Genomic DNA, 19,559 nt, shown 5'->3' on the forward strand with positions numbered 1-19,559 from the left:
TCCGGACTCGGTCACGCGGCCACCTGCTCGGCACTCTGCGCCGTGATGCCCTTGGTGGAGGCGATCACGCCCTTGAGCTTCTTGGCGAGGGCCTCGTAGAACATGCTGAGCGGAAACTCGTCGGGAAGCACGTCATCGACGAGCTTGCGGGGCGGCTGTGTGAGGTCGAGGGCATCCGGGCCCTTGGCCCAGGTGGATCCGGGGTGCGGGGCGAGGTAGGTCGAGACCAGGCCGTACGCGGCGAACCAGTGGACGAGCTTGGGGCGGTCGATGCCGTCGCGGTACAGCTTCTCGATCTCGGAGCAGAGCTGGTTGGTGACCTGCGGGGCTCGGTCCCAGTCGATGTGCAGGGTGTTGTCCGTCCAGCGTACGACGTCGTGCTGGTGGAGGTAGGCGAACAGCAGCTGGCCGCCGAGCCCGTCGTAGTTGCGCACCCGGTCGCCGGTGACCGGGAAGCGGAACATCCGGTCGAAGATCACCGCGTACTGCACGTCGCGGGCCTGGGCGAAGCCCTCGGCCTCGAGCTTCACGGCCTCCTTGAAGGCGGTGAGGTCGCAGCGCAGCTCCTCCAGGCCGTACATCCAGAACGGCTGGCGCTGCTTGATCATGAACGGGTCGAACGGCAGGTCGCCGTGGCTGTGGGTGCGGTCGTGCACCATGTCCCAGAGGACGAACGCCTGCTGGCAGCGGTCCTGGTCGGCGAGCATCTCGCGGATGTCCGCGGGCAGGTCGATGCCGAGGGTCTCGACGGCGGCCTCGCTGACCACCCGGAAGCGGGCGGCCTCGCGGTCGCAGAAGATGCCGCCCCAGGTGAAGCGCTCCGGCGCCTCGCGGACGGCGATGGTCTCCGGGAAGAGCACCGCGGAGTTGGTGTCGTAGCCGCTGGTGAAGTCCTCGAAGGTGATGCCGACGAAGAGCGGGTTGTCGTAGCGGGTGCGCTCCAGCTCGGCGAGCCACTCGGGCCACACGACGCGGAGGACGACGGCCTCCAGGTTGCGGTCCGGGTTGCCGTTCTGGGTGTACATCGCGAAGACGACGAGGTGCTGGAGGCCGTCGGCGCGCTGTGCGGCGGGCTGGAAGGCCAGCAGGGAGTCCAGGAAGTCCGGCACCCCGAAGCCGCCCTCGGCCCAGCGGCGCAGGTCGGCGACGAGCGCCCGGTGATACTCCGCGTCGTGCGGCAACAGCGGAGAGAGCTCCTCGACGGCCGATATCACGCGGGTGAGCGCGGCCTCCACGGTGGCGCGGGCGGGCGCGCCCTGGGCCTCGAGGTCGATCGAGCCGTCCTTGGCCTGCCAGGGGCGGATCTCCTCCACGGCATCCTTGAGCACGGGCCAGGACGGGTGATCAACCACGCGATCCGCGGGCAGAACTCCGCCTTCCGCACGGCTCTGCACAAGAATTTCCGTCATCACTCACCTTCCACGAAAGAACCTCGCGTCAAGACACGGTATCCGGACGACGTGGCTTCACTCAAGCGGAGTAGCCGAAAATTATCCGGCCCGACCGGCCTCGAAGCCGAGGTTTTTCCTGCCGGGGACCCGTACCCATGATGACCACACCCATTCCCTCGGCGGTACGCGAACGGGCGGACGGGGAGATCACCGGGCCCCTGGGGGCCGGAACGACGGCCCGGAACGGGGTATCGCGTCAGCTCACCGGGGGACGCGCCCACGCACGGGTGACCGGCTTCGCACCCTGCAGTAACGGCCGTACCCGCGGTTAGGCTGCCTAGCCGGTTCAGTGGCAGCCGACCCACGGAATGGAGACAACCGTGACCTTCCTCACCATCGGGCACCGCGGCGTGATGGGTGTCGAGCCGGAGAACACCCTGCGTTCGTTCGTGCGCGCCGACCGCGAGGGGCTGGACGTCATCGAGCTGGATCTGCATCTGAGCAAGGACGGCGCGCTGGTGGTGATGCACGACGCGGAGGTGGACCGCACCACGGACGGCCAGGGCCCGATCGCCGACTTCACCCTGGCCGAGCTGCGCGGGCTGGACGCGGGTCAGGGCGAGCGCATCCCGGTGTTCGAGGAGGTCCTCGACGCGGTGCGGGCCCCGCTCCAGGCCGAGATCAAGGACGTCGCAGCGGCGCAGGCGCTCGCCGAGGTCATGCGCCGGCGCGATCTGGCGGGCCGGGTCGAGGTTCTCTCGTTCCACGACGAGGCCATCACGGAGATGCGCCGGCTGCTGCCGGAGGTGCGCACCGCGCTGGTCGCCAGCCGGTACGGCACCGAGGTCGTGGACCGCGCGGTCGCGGCCGGGGCCGGGACGCTGGTGCTGAACATCCGGCGGCTCACGCTGGAGACCGTGGAACGGGCCCGCGCCGCGGGTCTGCGGGTGATCGGCTGGGTGGTCAACACCCAGGACCAGCTGCGCCTGGTGCGGGCGCTCGGGCTGGACGGCGCGACCACCGACTTCCCGGAGATCAAGCGGACCAGCCGCTTCACGGCATAGCCGTACCGCCCCGGCACCCGGTGCGGGGGCGCCCGCGGCCGGTCCGCACGGGCCGGCCGCCGGGGCCCCGGATCACCCCAGGTCCTTGACCAGGAGCTCGAACTGCAGGTCGTCGCGCTGCGGAATGCCGAACCGCTCGTCGCCGTACGGGAAGGGGGTCATCCGGCCGGTGCGCCGGTAGCCCCGGCGCTCGTACCAGGCGATGAGGTCGTCCCGCGCCGAGATCACCGTCATGTGCATCTCGCGCACGGCCCAGCTCTCGCGGGCGGCCCGCTCGGCCTCCGCCAGCACCACCCGGCCCAGCCCCGATCCCTGGAGTTCGGGGCGGACGGCGAACATCCCGAAGTAGGCGTGTTCCCCGCGGTGTTCCAGCTGGCAGCAGCCGACGAGGGCGCCGTCCCGCTCGACGACGAGCATCCGGCTGTCCGGGCTCTGCACCACGGCCGCCACCCCGTCGGGGTCGGTCCGCTGCCCCTGGAGCAGGTCCGCCTCGGTGGTCCAGCCGACGCGGCTGGCATCGCCGCGGTACGCCGACTCGATGAGTCCGACGAGCGCCGGGATGTCGGCTTCGGCCGCGTCCCGGAAGGTCGGCGGGGCGGAAGGGGCTGCGGTGATGTCCATCGCGGTCGGTCCTCTCGTACAGCCTGGCGCCTCCCCGGGGCCGGGGCGTGCCCATGGTGTCCCGCCCGGCCTGCGGCCGGACGGCGGGACCCTGCGGACACGCCCCGGCGACGCGGCGCATGGCGTCCGAGGCTAACAACGCGGCGCCGGTGCGGGCCCCGTCGGCCGGACGGTTCCGGCCGACCCAGGGGCCGGACGGGCCCGGGAACGGGCCGGGCCGCAGCGGGGCGACCGGTGGCCTCCCGCGTCTGCGGACGGCGGGCCGCGGACTGCGGACTGCGGACTGCGCCGACCGGGCGGTACGGGCGCCGGCCCCGGTGCCGGTGGCCGCGCGCCGCTGCCGGGTGCCTCGGCCCGCCGGGACCGCCTTCGCGCGCGGTCCCGGCGCCCGGCGAGCGGGTTCACCCAGGGGGTCCCGGGGTTTACCCGGGGGGTTTCTGTGCAGTTTCCCGGCATGGTGCATGTACTGAGCAGCCGCATCCTGTTGCGTCCCACCGATCCGGACCGCTCCCGGGCCTTCTACGGCGAGGCGCTGGGCCTGGCCGTCCACCGCGAGTTCGGCACCGGCCCGGAGCGGGGCACGGTGTACTTCCTGGGCGGGGGCTTCCTGGAGGTCTCCGGGCGCGCGGAGGAACCGGCCTCCCCCGGCCTCCAGCTCTGGCTCCAGGTCGCGGACGCGGCGCAGACGCACGAGGAGCTGGCCGCCCGCGGGGTGACCGTGCTGCGCCCTCCGGTGCGGGAGCCCTGGGGGCTGATCGAGATGTGGATCTCCGATCCGGACGGCACCCGGATCTGCGTCGTCGAGGTGCCCGAGGACCATCCGCTCCGGTACCGCCCGGGTATCTGAACGCACTCCGGCGTGCGGGCGGACGTATCCGCGGACAGGGGCTCAGGAGCGCCGTACCCGGGCTCCGAGGCTTCGAGCCCGACGGTCCGTGTCTCCATGCCTCCGTGCCTCCGTCTCTCCGTACCCCCCGCCTCCGTACCTCCGTCTCTCCGTGTCTCATGTCGCCCGTGCCGGTGGCCGGGCCCCGGCGGTCCGTTCCCGGCCGCACCGCCCGCCCGCAGGCCGGCCCGCAGGCCGGCCGTGCCCCCCGTGGTGCGCCCGTGCGCTCCCGTGTGCCGGGGAGCCCTGGGCAGCCTCCCCACGTGTCCCGTCCGGACCGGGAGGTGCGCCGTGCACGGACCGCCGCTGGTCGGCTGGCTGCTCGTCGTGGTGTGCGGAGCGAGTGGGGCGTACCTGCTGGTCCTGCGGTCCGCCGACCCGCCGGAGCTGCGGCGCGGCGCCGGGGGCGAGGCGCTGATGGGGCTGGTCATGGCGGCCATGGCGCTGCCGCTGCCCCAGCCGCAGCCGTGGTCGGCCCGGGCGTTCGCGGTGGTGTTCGCCGTCCTGGCGGTGCACGGCCTGCTCCCCGCGCGCGGGGACGGTCACCGGGTGCATCACGTCGTGGGCTCGCTCGCGATGGTCTACGCCGCACTGGCGATGCCGACGGCGGCCGGACCGGGGCACCCCGGCCACGGGGTCGCCCAACCGCCGGGCGGATTCCCCCTGGTGACGGGGCTGCTGCTCGGTTACTTCGCGGTCTACATGCTGTGTGCGGGCGCCCGGCTCGTGCCGGCCGGCCGTGCGCCGGCCCCGCGCCCGGCACCTCCGCCGGGCCTCGGCCGGGTGCTGCGGCCCGAACCCGCCACGGCCTGCCGGGTGTCGACGGCGATGGCGATGTTCGCCATGCTCCTGACCGTCTGAAACCGGCCGGGCGCCGTCCGGCCCCACCGGGTTCGTGGTGTACGTCACTTCGCGGTCGAGGTCATACCCGACGGTAGCCGGGCGCTCGTAGGCTGGCGGCCATGATGCTCCCGCTCGCGCTGCTGGTCCTCGCCGGGCTGACCGCGGCCATCGCCCCGCGCCTTCTGCCGGGCACCGAGTGGGCGGACCGCGAACCGGTGCTCGCTCTGTGGGTGTGGCAGTGCGTGGTGGCGGCGGTGCTGCTGTGCTGCACGCTGGCGATGGCGCTGAGCGCGGCGGGTGCCTGGGAGGCCGTCCGCGGCCGGGTCTTCGCCCCGGCGCCGCACGGGGTGGTCGAGGCGTACGCGCTCCACGGGTACGGGCCCTGGGCCGGCACCGTGGCCGCCGTCCTGGCCTGTGGCGGCGCGTGGACCGCGGCGATGCTCACCCGCGAGATCCGGGCCGCGCGCGCCGAACGCCGCGTGCGGCGGACGGAGTTGCTCCGGCGCTCCCCCCGGCTCCCCGGCGAGCACGCGGCCGAGGACCGGCTGGTGGTCCTGGAGGGCGAACGCCCGGACGCCCGCTGGCTCCCGGGGCCGACGCCCCGGCTGGTCATCACCACCGCGGCGCTGCGGCGGCTGGACCGGCGCCAGCTGGACGCGGTGCTGGCGCACGAGCAGGGCCACGCCCGGGCCCGGCACGACTGGCTGCTGCACTGTTCCTCGGCCCTGGCCAACGGCTTTCCCCAGGTGCCGGTGTTCGCGGCGTTCCGCGACGAGATGCACCGGCTGGTGGAGCTGGCCGCCGACGACACCGCGTCACGGCGTTTCGGGCGGCTGGCGATCGCCCTGGCCCTCGTCGAACTCAACGAGGAGCGCGGGGTGTTCGGCCCGTGCCCGACGCCGCTGGCCCAGGTCCCGCAGCGGGTGGACCGGCTGCTGGCGCCCGCGCCCCGGCTGAGCCCGGGGCACCGGCTGCGGCTCACCGCGGCCGCGGCGCTCGTTCCGGTGGTCCCGCTGCTCGTGACCGGCGTCCCGGCCCTGAGCGTGCTCGGTTAGAACCTTCCGCTCCGAGCGGCGTAGCCCAGGAGCCTCCCTCCCCCGGAGCACCCGGAGCAGGTCAGGGTCCTTCCGTTCGGTGCGCGGGACCGGTCCTGTCGTCCGAGGTCCGGCCCCGGGCGGCACGCGATGCCGTGCGGCGCCGGGGGGCGTGAACGACTGGCCGTCACCTCCTGCGTCCCCACGATCACCCGGGCCCGGTCCGGGGGCCCGACTGGCCAGGCGTTCGGGCCGTCCGTCAAGATCTCCCCCATGGATGCGCCGCCTCTCAGCCCGCCCGACGGCCTCAGCGCCCCCCGTCCCGGTGCCCGGTGCCTGCTCTGGACGGCGGCGCTCTGCGGCCTGCTCAGCGGCGTGCTCCTGGTCCTGGTCGTGGCCGACTGGGCGCCGCTGACCGCGACCGACCGGGACGTCGCCGACGATCTGCACGGCTCGGCGGTGCGCAGCCCCGGCTGGACCGGTACGAGCCGGATCCTGACGGACTGGTTCTGGGACCCGTGGACGTTCCGGGCCCTGCTGGTGGCCGCCGGAGCGCTGCTGCTGTGGCGCGGCTTCCGGGTCGTCGCGCTGTGGCTGCTGCTGGTGACACTGGCCGGGTCCGCCCTGCAGCAGGGCGTGAAGTTCGCGGTGGGGCGGGAGCGCCCGCAGTGGCCGGATCCGGTGGCCACCGCCCACTACACGTCCTTCCCGTCCGGCCATGCGATGACCGCGGCCCTGGGCTGCTGTCTGCTGCTGTGGCTGCTGGCGGCCTGGGGCGTACGGGGCCGGTGGCTGCGGGCCGCGGCGGCCGTGGCCGTGGTCTCGGTCCTGGGCGTGGGCTTCACCCGGCTGTATCTGGGGGTGCACTGGCTCTCGGACGTGCTGGCGGGCTGGCTGCTGGGGGTGGCCCTGGCGGCGCTCGCGGTCGCGGCGCTCCCCCGGTGCCAGGCCGTGGCGAACCGGCGCAAGGTGCCCTTGTCCGGCGGGGAGTGAACCCGGGAGGATCGCCCCATGGCGATCAAGGGCGTGCTCTTCGACTTCTCCGGGACCCTCTTCTGTGTCGAGTCGACGGAGTCCTGGCTGCGGACGGTGACGGGACGGGCCGGCCTCGCGCTGCCCCAGGGGGAACTCCTGCACTGGACCCGGCGGCTGGAGTGGGCGGGCGCCCTGCCCGGCGGGGTGGCTCCCCGCATGGTGCCGGCGCATCTCGCCCAGCTGTGGGCGGACCGCGACCGGAGTGCGGAGCTGCACCGCGCCGCGTACGAGGGTCTGGCCCGCGAGGCGCGGCTGCCCTGGCCGGAGCTGTACGGCCCGCTCTACGAACGGCACATGGAGCCCGCCGCGTGGGCCCCGTACCCCGATGCGGCCGAGGTGCTCGAGGCACTGCGCGCCCGGGGCACGGGGGTCGCCGTGGTCAGCAACATCGGGTGGGACCTGCGGCCGGTGTTCCGCGCGCACGGTCTGGACACCCTGGTGGACACGTTCGCACTGTCGTACGAGCACGCCGTGCAGAAGCCGGATCCGCGGCTGTTCTCGGTCGCCTGTCACGCGCTCGGGGTGGCGCCGCAGGACACGCTGATGGTGGGGGACGACCGGCGCGCGGACGCGGGCGCCGCGGCGCTGGGCTGTGCCGTGCACCTGGTGGACCACCGTCCGGTGGCGCACCGGCCGGACGCCCTGCGCCGGGTCCTGGACCTGGTCGACCGGGCGGACTGAGGCTCGGGAAGCGGGGGCATGGAACGGGGCAGGCGGTGGAGGAGCGGACGGAAGTGGCGCCGTACGGCCGGGGACGGTCGGGCGGGCTCGCGCCGACGGCTGGTCCGGGGGCGGAGGTGTTCCGAGGCTCCGGGGTGGTCCGGGGGGCGGGGGTGGTCCGGGGGGTGTTCCGGGGGGCGACAGCGCTGGTGACGGCGCCGTGCGGTCCCGTCGAGGGGTGCGGTGCGGGGGCGGTTACGGGGCCCCGGCAGGTGCTGCCCGGCGGACGCGGTGCGGTGCTCCGGGTGCGGCACGGGTGCGACGAGGACGGCTTGAAACCGCCGTTTCGGACGATCCCCCGCGTCGCCCGAAACGGCGGCAGCCCTGGTAATCCGGCCCTCGAGCAGGGTCGGACGGCCATGGGCGGGCTCAGTATATTGGCTCGAAGCCAGTCAACGCAGGAGTTCAGCATGTCCCCGCGCAGCGCATCGGTCAATGAAGAGTTGCGCCGACGTTCCCGGGAGCGTCTGCTGCAGGCCACGGTGGAGTTGGTGGACGAACGGGGCTACGAGGCGACCACGCTGGCCGACATCGCCGACCGGGCCGGCTCGGCCCGGGGCCTGGTCTCGTACTACTTCCCGGGCAAGCGGCAGCTGCTGCAGTCGGCGGTGCACCGGCTGATGCATCTGACCCTCGCCGCGGCGCTGGAGCGCGAGCCGCGGACCGAGGACGGCGAGGAACTGCTGGCCCGCGCCATCGACGCCGTCCTGGGCACGGCCCGCGATCATCCGACGCTGATGCGTACCCATATGGCCGGAATCCTCTCGGCCGAGGGGTTCGTCCAGTGCCCGGAGCAGCAGCAACTGGCCGCCCTGCTGCGCGGCACCGTGGTGGCCTACGGCTCCGCCGACCCGGACACCGACTATCCCCTGCTCCGGGCGCTGCTGATGGGCGCGGTGGTGGCGCTGCTGCTGCCCGGCGCCCCGATGCCGCTCGGGCGGCTGCGCGCCGAGCTGTTCCAGCGGTACGGGCTGGCGTGGGAGCGCGGTGCACCACCGGACGGACCGGGCGGGCCGCTGGACGGGCCCGGCAGGCCGCCGGGCGGACCCGGTGGGCGATCGGGCGGGCCCGGTGGGCCACCGGGTCTCGGTGGGCCACCGGGCGGAGCTGCTGTGCCACCGGACGGACCTGGTGTGCCACCGGGCGGGCCGCCGCCCGGTGGCACCTCGCCGCTGCCGGCGCAGGGTCCGGTCAGCGGTAGTCGGGCTGCGTCTGCACATTGAGCCGGGACAGCCGGACGCTCTTGGCGCTGTCCGTCCGCGGGTCGTCGATGCGCAGCACATCGAGGCCCTTGACCATGTCGTTCGAGTAGATGTGGCCGTTGTAGTAGTACGCCGACCAGGAGCCGCCGCCGACGAGGGTGCTCGTGGAGAGCGGTCCGCGCTCGAAGTACCCGATCTCCCGGGGCTTCGCGGAGTCGGTGAAGTCCCAGACCGAGACGCCGCCCTGGTACCAGGCCTGGACCATGATGTCCCGGCCCTTGGCGGGGATCAGCGAGCCGTTGTGCGCGACGCAGTTCTCGGTGGCGGCCTGGTGCCGGGGGATCTTGTAGTAGCTGCGGAAGACCAGCTTGCGCGCGTCCCCCTTGCCGACGATGTCGTAGATGCCGTCGGCGCCGCGGTCCGGGCCGACCTCGGCGTTGCAGGTCGCCGCCCCGCCACCGCCGAGCTCATCGGTGAAGACGACCTTGCTGCCGCGCTCGTTGAAGGTCGCCGAGTGCCAGAAGGCGAAGTTCACGTTGTCCTGGACCCGGTCGAGGACTCTCGGCTCGGCCGGCCGGGAGATGTCCAGCAGGACGCCGTCGCCCATGCAGGCACCGGCGGCCAGCTTCAGCGTGGGGAAGGCGGTGATGTCGTGGCAGCCGGTGGTCTTGGAGACACCGAAGTTGACGGGGCCGCCGGGGTTGCCGCCGTCCGGGAAGAGCACCGGGAAGCCGACGACGGCCGCCTTCTGCGGGGCGTGCCGCGGCACCTTGATGACGGAGATGCCGTCGTGCGGGGGCCGGCAGTCGGGGAAGGAGTCGCTCGGCGAGTACGAGGAGACGTAGACGTAGACGTCGCCGCGGTCCGGCACCAGGGTGTGGGTGTGCGAGCCGCAGGCGGTCTCGACGGCGGCGACGTACTTCGGGTTCTTCTTGTCGCTGATGTCGAAGATCTTCATGCCCTCCCAGGAGGACTTCTCGGTGGCCGGCTGGGCGGTGCTGGCACACGAGTCGTCGCTGCGGGAGGAGTCGGTGGAGAGGAACAGCAGGTCGCCGGAGACGGAGACGTCGTTCTGGGAGCCGGGGCAGAGCACCTGGCTGACGGTCCTGGGCTCCTTCGGGTTGCCGATGTCGAAGATCCGGAAGCCGTCGTAGTTGCCCGCGAAGGCGTACCGGCCCTGGAAGGCCAGGTCCGAATTGACTCCGGGGAGCGCGTCCTTGGGGATGTTCCCGAGCGGGGTGACGTTCGAGCTGTGCACGATCTCGTCGACGCCGGGCAGGTCACCGCGCGCGATCGCGGCCTCGGTACCGGCCGAGGAACTCCGGCTCACCGGCTTCTCGACCGGAGCGCCGCCGGGGTCGGGGACCGCACCCGCCGGGGCCGCCGCCAGGACCGAGGCGAGCAGACCGAGGGCGGCGGCCGCCACGCCGAGGCGTCTGCGCCGTACACGGGGATGGGGCAAAGACGTCACTGCGTCCTCCCTTGAGTCCGTTCGGAGTTGAACGGTGCTGGCCGCAGTATCGCCCTTCGCATGTACATATCAATAGACTCGGGGGCAGCAGTCGGACAGCTCTCCGCGACCGGAAGTGCGCACCGTCGTGACAGGACCGTCTCCGACCGGCCGGTTCCGCCGGTCACGCCGACCCGGGAGGTCGCTGTGCCCCACCGCCGCAGCACGTCGCACCACCGCGCCCGGACCGCCGCCCTCGCCGCGACAGCCGTGATCCTGGCCGTCGGCGGCTGCGGGCCGGACGACGACGCGGGAGCCGCCGCCGGGCGGCCCTCCGTCGTGGCCCCGGGCCGGCCCGGGGACTCCGCCCGGACGCTGTCGGCCGAGGAGGCCGCGCGCTCCGTGCGCCACGACCGCCCCGGCACGGCCGACTTCGGCTATGTGCACCGGATGATCGAGCACCACCGGCAGGCCCTGGTGATGACCCGTCTGGTGCCGGACCGGGCCCGCTCGGGGAAGGCCGAACGGCTCGCGGAGCGCATCACGGCGGCCCAGGGGCCCGAGATCGGGGCCATGGAGGGCTGGCTGACGACGCACGGGAGCGGGAGGAAGACTTCCGGCCACCCGGGGCACGGCGGCAGTGGCGCGGACGGGAAGAGCCACCGGGGGCACGGGGCCCGCGGGCATGCGGGCGCCGGTCACGGAGAGCATTCCGGCCGGGCAGGGCATTCCCACGGCCCGGGCGGCCACGCCGGCATGCCCGGGATGGCCTCGGAGCAGCAGCTCGCCGCGCTGCGCGCCGCCCGGGGCCGGGCCTTCGACGCGCTCTTCCTCCGGCTGATGATCACCCATCACCAGGGGGCGGTGACCATGGCCACCGAGCTGCTGTCCCAGGGCAGCGACGTCCTGGTCGAGGAGATGGCGAACGATGTGATCGCCCAGCAGACGAGCGAGATCAACCGCATGCGGGACATGGCAAGGACCCCTTAGGGCCAAGGACCCTTGGGCGATCCGGAGCAACCGGCGGGCGTGCCACGCGCCGGGCACCTCCCGCCCCCGCCCTCCCGGTGCCATGCTGGAGACATCCCTGCGGGAAGGAGCCCGCCGTGCTGCGTGTCGCCGTCGTCGGCTCGGGGCCGAGCGGGGTGTACACCGCCCAGGCCCTGGTCGAGCAGGAGGCCGTGCCGGACGTGCACGTCCACGTACTGGACCGGCTGCCGTGCCCGTACGGGCTGGTGCGCTACGGCGTCGCGCCCGACCACGAGAAGATCAAGTCGCTGCAGAACACGCTCCGCAGGGTGCTGGAGCATCCGCGCGTCGGCTTCCTCGGCCATGTGCGGGTCGGAGCCGACGGACTGTCCCCGGAGCGGCTCCTCGGGCTCTACCACGCCGTCGTCTACTGCGTGGGCGCGGCGACCGACCGGCGGCTCGGCATCCCCGGGGAGGATCTGGCGGGCAGCCTCTCGGCCACCGAGTTCGTCTCCTGGTACAGCGCCCATCCGGACGCCGCGCCCCGCGGGTTCCCGCTCGGTGCCCGCTCCGTCGTGGTGATCGGCGTCGGCAACGTGGCCGTGGACGTGGCCCGCGTCCTGGCCCGGAGCGCGGACGAACTGCGGCCGACCGACGTGCCGCAGGCGGCGCTGGGCGTGCTCGCCGCGAGCCGGGTGACCGATGTGCACATGGTGGGACGGCGCGGGCCCGCCCAGGCCAGGTTCACCACCAAGGAGCTCCGGGAGCTGGGCACGCTGCCGGGCGCCGATGTGCTCGTGGACCCGGCCGAGACCGCCCTCGACCCGGCCGTCACCGACCTCTCGGAGCTCCCGGCGGTCTGCCGGCGCAATGTGCAGGTGCTGCGGGACTGGGCCGCCCGGCCGCCGCGGGGCCGGGACCGCCGCATCCATCTGCGGTTCCGTCTGCGGCCGGTGGCGCTGCTGCCGGCTCCGGACGGGGAGCGGGTGGCCGGGGTGCGCTTCGAACGGACGGTGCCGGACGGGCGGGGCGGGATCACCGGGACCGGCCGGTTCGAGGAGATCGACGCACAGCTGGTGCTCCGGTCGGTCGGCTACCGGGGCGTCCCGCTGCCGGGGCTGCCGTTCGACGCGGAGCGCGGCACCGTCCCCCATGCGCAGGGGCGGGTGCTGCGCGACGGCCGGCCCTCCCCCGGTGAGTACGTGGCCGGGTGGATCAAGCGGGGTCCGACGGGCGTCATCGGCAGCAACCGGCCCTGTGCCAAGGAGACGGCCGCCGCGCTGCTGAGCGACGCCGCCGTGCTGGCCGGGCGGGTGGTGGCCGACGATCCCGTGGCGGCGCTGCGCGGGCTGGGCCAGGAGCCGGTGGAGTGGCGCGGCTGGCAGGCGATCGAGGCGGCCGAGGCGGAGCTGGGACGGACGCTGGGCCGCGCCTCGGTGAAGATCCCCGACTGGGCGGGACTGCTGGCCGCGGCGGGCGGAGGCCGGGACCGGCCCTCACCGAGCGGGACCGTCTGACGGCCTGAGGCCCGGTGCCGTGCGGGGTGCTCCCCCGCGCGGCACCGGACCTCAGGCCCTTGCCGTCCCCGCCCGGCCGGGCTCGTGCCGGCCGGGCGCCTCCGCCCCCATGGCTCGGGCCGTCAGCCGCGCGGGGCGGCCCGGCTGACGGCCGCGGTCACGGTCACAGGACACGGTCCGCGCGCGGAAGCGAGCGGACCGCATAGGCGACGGCCCAGCACAGCGGCAGGGCCAGGGCGGCGACCAGCGCGAACTTGGCAGCTGCCGGGGCGTGCAGGCCGCGGAAGGCGAATCCCAGCCCGACGAGCACCGGCGCATGGATGACGTAGACGGCGAAGGCATGCCGGGACAGGAACCCGGCGACGGCCCCCTGCCGGTTGAACCGTTCGCGGAAGACCACGGTCAGACCGAGGACGACGCCCACCGCGAACGTCGACTCCCACGCCGCCGCGACCAGCGACTGCCAGGTGCCGTGACCGTTCAGCGCCGCGCCCTTCACCGTGGTGACGACGGGCAGGTAGGCGAGCGTGGCGACGGTGGCGACGGCGAAGCCCGCACGGCCCGCGGCCCGGGAGAGCGACTGCGGCCAGCCGCGGCGGTGGGCCAGCACGCCGAGGACGAAGAAGCTCGCGTACTGCGGCATGAAGTTGGGGGTGGGCAGGCCAAGGACGGGGACGTAGGTGTCGGTCGGGACGAGGAATCGCCACAGGTAGGTGGAGAGGGCGAGCGCAACGGTGAAGACGACGACGGCGAGCGGCCGCGGGGGACGAGGGTCGCGCACCGTCTCCCGGCGGGCCTGCGCGGCGGAGCCGGAGTGGCGGCTCGCGGCACGACGGCGGACCAGGGCGTAGAGCAGGGCGAACACGAGGAGCACCTCGACGAACCACAGCGGCCCCGCGTCCCAGCTCAGCAGGTAGTACATCCCGTAGGGAAGGGACTCACCGCGCTCGGCGAAGGTCGCCCGCAGGTCGGCGTATCCGCCGAAGGTCGCCAGGGGGCGTATCAGCAGGAGGAAGGCGAGCAGCGGAAAGCCGAGCCGCTTGAGGCGGTCCCGGACGAAGGGCCGCGCGCCCTTGCGGTCGTAGGAGGCCGGCGTGAAGTACCCGGCGATCAGGAAGAAGAACCCCATGAAGAACGCCTGGTTGAACATCACGAGGACGTCCAGGAGGAGCCCGGAGCCGTCCTCGGCGGGCTCGGTGTAGTACCAGGCGGGGATGTTGCCATAGGTGACGGCGGTGTGGTGCAGCACCACGAGCGCCGTCAGCGCGATCCGCAGGTTGTCGATGTAGAGCAGCCGCGGGCGCGCGGGCCGTGCTTCGGCTGTCGGCTCGGGCCGGGCCGCGCCGACAGCCGCGTGTTCCGGAGTTGCTGTCATGGAAGGTTCTTCCTGTTCACTGCTGTTCTTCGGTCACTGCTGCTCTTCGGTCACTGCTGCTCTTCGGTCGGTGTGCTTTCCGCGCGCGTCGCCCGCTGGAAGAGGCCGGCGAGTTCGCGGGCGTGGGCGGCCAGATCGTGCTCGGGATACGCGCTCCAGTACGCGAACATGTCGTCGATCCCGGCCTGGAGCGTGACGGCCATGACGCGGACGTCGAACGGGCGCAACTCGCCGCTTCGCTGACCGTCGAGGAAGGCGTTCTCCAGCCGGACGTAGAGCGGCTCTCTCGACGCGACCCCGTAGCGCGGCGCCCCGTCATCGGTACGGAAGTGGTGGAAGATCTCGCCGAGCGCGATGAGCTGGGTCCGATGGCCGAGCATGTACTCGGCGACCGACTCGATGTAGACCCGCAGCCAGGTGGTGGCCCCGGACCGGTCGTCCAGCCGGCCCCCGACGAAGGCTCCGATCTCCCCGTAGACCTCCTCGACGACCCGCTCGATCAACTCCCCCTTGCCTGCGAAGTGATACGAGATCACCCCCTTGCTGATCCCGGCCCGCTCGGCGATCCGCGCCAGTGAGGCCTTCGCGAACCCGAGTTCCGCGATGGTCTCGACGGCGGCGGTGACGATCTGGGCGCGGCGTGCCCTCTCGATGAACGAGCGTTCCGGCTCCCCAGCCTTCCGCTCGTCCTTCCCCGCGCCGGACCGGCCACGGGGATCATTTTTTGACCGCATGGCCAAAATTCTAAACACGTGGCCAACTACTGTCCAAACACACACCGTTGGCCCTCGAAGGCGCCTCGGCGGTCGAAAGCGCACCGCGCTCCACCACGGGCGGCGGCAGGTGCCGGGAGGGGTCGCTCAAGCGGGACGGGCACCGGGGCGGGACCGGCCCGCGGAGATCGTCGGGGGCGGGCAGGCCGGAGCCGCGCCGCCGGGGCGGGAGCCGCTGCGCCCTCCCTGCGGTGACTGCCCTACGGCGTCTGGCCCGCGGTGACTGCCCCGCGGCGTCTACCCCGCGGTGACTGCCCCGCGGCACGCGAGCCGGTGGCCGCGGTGGCCGCGGTGGCGTTACCGGGCTGCCTGACCTGCGCGGACGACCAGCCGGGCGCCGTTGTCGGTGCGGGGGTGCAGACTGGCCCGTACTGGAGACAACGGCGTCACCGGAGGTGGTCGGTCATGACCGACGTTCTGCTCGCAGTCGGCACCCGGAAGGGGCTCTTCGTCGGCAGACGGAGAGACGGGGTCTGGAGCCTCGACGGCCCCCACTTCCCGGCGCAGGCCATCTACTCCGTCGGCATCGACACCCGCCGCTCCGCGCCCCGGCTGCTGGCCGGCGGGGACAGCGCGCACTGGGGACCGTCGGTGTTCCACTCCGACGACCTCGGGGCGAGCTGGCACGAGCCGAAGCAGCCCGCGATCCGCTACCCCGAGGACACCGGCACCTCCCTGGAGCGGGTCTGGCAGCTGCATCCCGCGGGGCCCGCGGCGCCCGGCGTGGTGTACGCGGGCACCGAGCCCGGGGCGCTGTTCCGCTCGGAGGACTGGGGCGAGAGCTTCGAGCTGGTGCGGCCGCTCTGGGAGCACCCGACGCGGGAGGAGTGGCAGCCGGGCGGCGGCGGGCTCGCCGTCCACACGGTCGTCACGGACCCGCGGGACGCGGACGCGGTGACGGTCGCGGTGTCCGCGGCCGGGGTCTACCGGTCGCGGGACGGCGGGGAGAGCTGGGCCCCGTCCAACTCCGGAGTGGAGGCGGTCTTCCTGCCGGATCACTTCCCGGAGTTCGGGCAGTGCGTGCACAAGATCGCTCAGGACGCCGGGGACCCCGACCGGCTGTATCTGCAGAACCACTGGGGCGTCTACCGCAGCGACGACTCCGGGGCCGGCTGGACGTCGATCGGCGAGGGCCTGCCCTCCGACTTCGGCTTCTCCGTCGCCGCCCACCCGCACCGCGCCGACGTGGCCTACGTCTTCCCCATCACCGCGGACTCGGACCGGGTACCGGCCGACCGGCGGTGCCGGGTGTACCGCACGGAGAACGCGGGGGCCGACTGGCAGGAGCTCTCCGCAGGCCTCCCCGAGGAGCCGCACTACGGCACCGTGCTGCGGGACGCGCTGTGCGTGGACGACTCCGACCCGGCGGGCGTCTACTTCGGCAACCGCAACGGCGAGCTCTTCGCCAGCGCGGACGACGGCGACAGCTGGAGCCAGCTGGCCTCGCATCTGCCGGACGTGCTCTGCGTGCGGGCCGCCGTGGCCTGACACCGCGCCGTCGCCCGACACCGCCGTGGCCTGACACCGCGCCGTCGCCCGACACCGCCGTGGCCTGACACCGCGCCGTCGCCCGACACCGGCGCGGTCCCGGCGCCGGGCCGGCCCGCCGACTCAGGGCAGCCGGCTCAGGGCAGCCGCCAGTCCACGGGCTGCGCGCCCTGGCGGATCAGCAGGTCGTTGGTGCGGCTGAACGGCCGTGAGCCGAAGAAGCCGCGGTCCGCGGACATGGGTGAGGGATGCGCCGACTCGATCGCCGGGAGGTCGCCGAGGAACGGCCGCAGATTGCGGGCGTCCCGCCCCCACAGCACGGACACCAGCGGCTTGCCCCGCTGGACCAGAGCGCGGATGGCCTGCTCGGTGATGTCCTCCCAGCCCTTGCCCCGGTGCGCACCGGGCTTGCGGGGAGCGGTGGTGAGGGCCCGGTTGAGCAGCAGCACGCCCTGCTTCGTCCAGGGCGTCAGGTCGCCGTTGGAGGGGCGGGGCAGTCCGAGGTCGGTGTTGAGCTCCCGGAAGATGTTCTCCAGGCTGCCGGGCAGCCGCTGCACCTCGGGAGCCACCGCGAAACTGAGACCGATGGCCATGCCGGGGGTCGGATACGGATCCTGGCCCACGATCAGCACCCGCACCTCGTCGAAGGGCTGCTGAAAGGCGCGCAGGACATGGGCTCCGGCGGGCAGATAGGTGCGGCCGGCAGCGATCTCCGCGCGCAGGAAGTCACCCATCTCGGCGACGCGTCCGGCGACGGGCTGCAGGGCCTGTGCCCATCCGGGCTCGACAACTTCGTTCAACGGTAGTGCTGCCACAGGGGATCACTCTACTGGCGTACGGAGCGCGGTCCGCCGCTTCCGGCACACCGGGTGAGCGTCTTCCGCGTCTCCGGAGCGCCGTCCCGTCCTTCGGCGGCTCCGGCGAGGCGCTCGGAGACGGCCGTGCGCACGGCGCCGTGCCCGCGACCCCGCGACCCGGCCGCCGGCGAGACGCCCCGGGATGCCTGCCGAGCCCCGCGGTCCCTTCCGTCACTGCGGTGGTGGAGCCGCCCCGCCGGAGCCCGCTCCACCACCGCAGCCGGCGGGCCACTACTGGTGGGCGCTGATCACGCCGCCGGCGCTGAGCACGATGGACACGCCGTTGGCGACGAACCCGACGTCGTGCTGGTTCGCTTCCACCGTGTCGTCCGCGTCGCCGCTCTCGCTGAAGAACTGCGCGCGGTAGTGGAGCTCGCCGAGCTTCGTGACCTTGACCGTCCAGCCGCCGTCGATCTTGAAGGTGCCCGGTCCCTGGTGCCCGCCGCCCATCCAGGACTGGACCTGACCGTCCGACGTGAGCACGACGAACATGTCGTTGGCGTCGAGCCCGTCGTCCTGCCCCTTCGCCTCCATCGTGGCCAGGACCGAACCGCGGGCGACGATCTTGGCACGGTAGTGCTGGGCGCCGACCTTGGTGATCTCGGCCTTGCTGACGCCGTCCGCCAAGGGCTGGGTGCGGACCGGGGATGCCGCCTTGCCGCCGTTGGCGGTGGGCGAGCTGCCCGGCTGCTTCGCGGTGCCCGACTTGGTCCCCACCTCGGCACCGGCATCGGAGCCCTTTTCTCCGGCGGAGGAGCCCGTACCGCCGGACTCGGCGGCAGTTGCAGCCTTGTCCGTGCGGCCCGCGGGCTTCGCGTCGGCGGTGTCCGAGCCGGAGCAGGCGGTCAGGGTCAGGCCGGCGGCCGCGGTCAGGGCCAGAGCGGCCATGCGCAGGCCGCGGCGACGAGCGGTGCGGACAGTGGTGCTGGAGCTCATTTCAGGTCCCCCCGGGTCAGCAGGTGTCGTTGTTTCCTCGGTACGTCACTCACTCTGCTCGGGGGCACTATCGCGAAGCTGCCGCTCCCCTAACGTCCGGCTAACAAGGAGCAGGCAGCCCTGCGGCCGAGGAATCCGCCGAGCCGCACTCCTGCGCTTAGGCTGCGGTCGTCGCCCCCTTCCGCTTCCTCCTCTTCTCACCTTGGAGCCGGGTCATGAGGTCACCCCTGTCCCCGTGGGTCCTCGGTGTCGATTCGGGCGGCTCGGGGATGCGCGTCGCGATCGCGCGGCCCGACGACGCCCGGCCGGTCGCCACCGTGGCCTCCGATACCCCGGCGCGCATCGGCCCGGCCGGTGTCGACGCCGGTCACTTCCTGGAGCTTCTGCTGCCCGCGGCGCGCGAGTTGCTCGGCCGCACCGGCGCCGCCGGACCGCCGTCCGCCGTCGCCGTCGGCGCGGCGGGCATGGCGACGCTCGGCGACGAGCTGCGGGCCCGGCTGCCCGGTGCCCTGGCGGACGCGCTCGGGGCCCGGCGGCTGGCGCTCGCCGCCGACGCGGTGACCGCGTATGCCGGGGCGCTCGGGCAGCAGGCGGGCGCGGCGGTCGTGGCGGGCACCGGGCTCATCGCGGTCGGCACGGATCTCGGCCCGGCCGGACGCGGATGGCGGCGGGCCGACGGCTGGGGGCATCTGCTGGGCGACTGCGGCAGCGGAGCCTGGATCGGCCGGGCGGGCCTGGAGGCGGCGCTGCGCGCCCACGACGGCCGGGCGGGAGGGTCGGCGGCTCTGCTGGCGCGGCTGGAAGCCGTGTTCGGTCCGGCGGCGGGGATGCCGGGGCTGCTGTATCCGCGTGCCGACCGGGCCGCCGTACTGGCCCGGTTCGCTCCCGAGGTGGGCCGGTGCGCCGCCGAGGACCCGGTGGCGAGGGCCGTTCTCCGGGAGGCCGCCCGGTCGATCGCGGAGGCGGCGGCCGCGGTCCGCCCGGAGGGCGTGGGGTGTCGTCTCGCCCTCACCGGCGGGCTGTTCCGGATGGGCGAGCCGCTGCTGGCTCCGCTGCGGGAGGAACTGGCCCGGCAGCTCCCGGATGCGGAGCCGGTGGAACCGGCGGGGGATCCGCTGGACGGGGCGCTGGGGATCGCCGCGGCGCTCGCGTCCGGGGGGCTGGCGCTGCCGGTCGACTCCCGGATGCTGATCGTGCCGGAGGCTGTGGGTTAGGGCGGGGGCGGGGCGTCGTGGGGGCGGGCGGGGTGCGTCGTGGTGAGCGGGGTGGGTGCGTCGCTCTGAGCGCCGGGTGCCGGGTGCCGGGTGCGGAGAGGTACGTCGTGGGTGCGGGGGCGGGGCCTCCGGGGTGGGGGGTTCCGGAACGTATATTTACGGCCCTGGGGGCCACAAATACACG

General features: G+C 73.8%; 18 protein-coding genes. 11 read left to right on the forward strand and 7 right to left on the reverse strand.

Annotated elements, in window-relative coordinates; all coding sequences use genetic code 11:
• Nucleotides 1–11: 11 nt before the first annotated feature.
• Complete coding sequence (locus ABT112_RS08695; RefSeq protein WP_351507062.1) at nucleotides 12–1,409, reverse strand: DUF6421 family protein; 1,398 nt, start codon at nucleotides 1,407–1,409, stop codon at nucleotides 12–14.
• A gap of 362 nt (nucleotides 1,410–1,771) precedes the next feature.
• Between ABT112_RS08695 and ABT112_RS08700 the strand changes: the two genes are divergently transcribed.
• Nucleotides 1,772–2,455, forward strand: coding sequence for a glycerophosphodiester phosphodiesterase (locus ABT112_RS08700; protein ID WP_351507064.1), 684 nt, complete (start codon nucleotides 1,772–1,774; stop codon nucleotides 2,453–2,455).
• Between the two features lie 72 nt (nucleotides 2,456–2,527).
• On the opposite strand, the gene ABT112_RS08705 is transcribed toward ABT112_RS08700, so the two are convergent.
• The gene (locus tag ABT112_RS08705; RefSeq protein WP_351507067.1) at nucleotides 2,528–3,076 is read right to left on the reverse strand and encodes a GNAT family N-acetyltransferase; all 549 of its coding nucleotides are present in this window, start codon (nucleotides 3,074–3,076) and stop codon (nucleotides 2,528–2,530) included.
• Between the two features lie 454 nt (nucleotides 3,077–3,530).
• Between ABT112_RS08705 and ABT112_RS08710 the strand changes: the two genes are divergently transcribed.
• The 6 genes from ABT112_RS08710 to ABT112_RS08735 all read left to right on the forward strand — a co-directional run bounded on the left by ABT112_RS08710 (nucleotide 3,531) and on the right by ABT112_RS08735 (nucleotide 8,817).
• Nucleotides 3,531–3,923 carry a VOC family protein gene (locus ABT112_RS08710; protein WP_351507069.1) on the forward strand — a complete coding sequence of 131 codons (393 nt, stop codon included), beginning with the start codon at nucleotides 3,531–3,533 and terminating at the stop codon, nucleotides 3,921–3,923.
• A gap of 330 nt (nucleotides 3,924–4,253) precedes the next feature.
• On the forward strand, nucleotides 4,254–4,823 hold the full coding sequence (locus tag ABT112_RS08715) for a DUF5134 domain-containing protein (protein ID WP_351507071.1): 570 nt from the start codon (nucleotides 4,254–4,256) through the stop codon (nucleotides 4,821–4,823).
• Nucleotides 4,824–4,924: 101 nt separating this feature from the next.
• Nucleotides 4,925–5,860, forward strand: a complete 936-nt coding sequence (locus tag ABT112_RS08720) for a M56 family metallopeptidase (protein ID WP_351507074.1) — start codon at nucleotides 4,925–4,927, stop codon at nucleotides 5,858–5,860.
• Nucleotides 5,861–6,112: 252 nt separating this feature from the next.
• Entirely contained in the window at nucleotides 6,113–6,832 is a 720-nt protein-coding gene (locus tag ABT112_RS08725) for a phosphatase PAP2 family protein (RefSeq protein WP_351507076.1), read from the forward strand.
• A gap of 18 nt (nucleotides 6,833–6,850) precedes the next feature.
• Nucleotides 6,851–7,555 carry an HAD family hydrolase gene (locus tag ABT112_RS08730; protein ID WP_351507079.1) on the forward strand — a complete coding sequence of 235 codons (705 nt, stop codon included), beginning with the start codon at nucleotides 6,851–6,853 and terminating at the stop codon, nucleotides 7,553–7,555.
• 449 nt (nucleotides 7,556–8,004) lie between these two features.
• Nucleotides 8,005–8,817, forward strand: a complete 813-nt coding sequence (locus tag ABT112_RS08735) for a TetR/AcrR family transcriptional regulator (protein WP_351507081.1) — start codon at nucleotides 8,005–8,007, stop codon at nucleotides 8,815–8,817.
• Here the strand turns inward: ABT112_RS08735 and ABT112_RS08740 are convergent.
• Nucleotides 8,786–10,267, reverse strand: coding sequence for an LVIVD repeat-containing protein (locus ABT112_RS08740; RefSeq protein ID WP_351507083.1), 1,482 nt, complete (start codon nucleotides 10,265–10,267; stop codon nucleotides 8,786–8,788). The genes ABT112_RS08735 and ABT112_RS08740 overlap by 32 nt on opposite strands.
• 60 nt (nucleotides 10,268–10,327) lie before the next feature.
• Between ABT112_RS08740 and ABT112_RS08745 the strand changes: the two genes are divergently transcribed.
• Both ABT112_RS08745 and ABT112_RS08750 read left to right on the forward strand, forming a co-directional pair.
• Complete coding sequence (locus ABT112_RS08745) at nucleotides 10,328–11,236, forward strand: DUF305 domain-containing protein (protein WP_351507085.1); 909 nt, start codon at nucleotides 10,328–10,330, stop codon at nucleotides 11,234–11,236.
• 116 nt (nucleotides 11,237–11,352) lie between these two features.
• The gene (locus ABT112_RS08750; RefSeq protein ID WP_351507087.1) at nucleotides 11,353–12,732 is read left to right on the forward strand and encodes an FAD-dependent oxidoreductase; all 1,380 of its coding nucleotides are present in this window, start codon (nucleotides 11,353–11,355) and stop codon (nucleotides 12,730–12,732) included.
• A 163-nt stretch (nucleotides 12,733–12,895) separates the two neighbouring features.
• Here the strand turns inward: ABT112_RS08750 and ABT112_RS08755 are convergent, their stop codons facing one another.
• Both ABT112_RS08755 and ABT112_RS08760 read right to left on the reverse strand, forming a co-directional pair.
• Complete coding sequence (locus ABT112_RS08755; RefSeq protein WP_351507090.1) at nucleotides 12,896–14,107, reverse strand: acyltransferase family protein; 1,212 nt, start codon at nucleotides 14,105–14,107, stop codon at nucleotides 12,896–12,898.
• 50 nt (nucleotides 14,108–14,157) lie between these two features.
• Nucleotides 14,158–14,841, reverse strand: a complete 684-nt coding sequence (locus tag ABT112_RS08760; RefSeq protein ID WP_351507092.1) for a TetR/AcrR family transcriptional regulator — start codon at nucleotides 14,839–14,841, stop codon at nucleotides 14,158–14,160.
• A 444-nt stretch (nucleotides 14,842–15,285) separates the two neighbouring features.
• On the opposite strand from ABT112_RS08760, the gene ABT112_RS08765 reads away from it, so the two are divergent.
• A complete protein-coding gene (locus ABT112_RS08765) occupies nucleotides 15,286–16,368 on the forward strand; it encodes a WD40/YVTN/BNR-like repeat-containing protein (RefSeq protein ID WP_351507094.1) in 1,083 nt (360 codons plus the stop codon).
• 137 nt (nucleotides 16,369–16,505) lie between these two features.
• Here the strand turns inward: ABT112_RS08765 and ABT112_RS08770 are convergent, their stop codons facing one another.
• Nucleotides 16,506–17,183, reverse strand: coding sequence for a uracil-DNA glycosylase (locus tag ABT112_RS08770; protein WP_351507096.1), 678 nt, complete (start codon nucleotides 17,181–17,183; stop codon nucleotides 16,506–16,508).
• Between the two features lie 273 nt (nucleotides 17,184–17,456).
• A complete protein-coding gene (locus tag ABT112_RS08775; protein ID WP_351507098.1) occupies nucleotides 17,457–18,161 on the reverse strand; it encodes a hypothetical protein in 705 nt (234 codons plus the stop codon).
• Between the two features lie 215 nt (nucleotides 18,162–18,376).
• Here ABT112_RS08775 and ABT112_RS08780 point away from each other — a divergent pair, with 215 nt between their 5' ends.
• The gene (locus tag ABT112_RS08780; RefSeq protein WP_351507100.1) at nucleotides 18,377–19,375 is read left to right on the forward strand and encodes an N-acetylglucosamine kinase; all 999 of its coding nucleotides are present in this window, start codon (nucleotides 18,377–18,379) and stop codon (nucleotides 19,373–19,375) included.
• Nucleotides 19,376–19,559: the final 184 nt, after the last annotated feature.

This window comes from Streptomyces sp. NPDC002055, assembly GCF_040296705.1.
GTDB lineage: Bacteria > Actinomycetota > Actinomycetes > Streptomycetales > Streptomycetaceae > Streptomyces.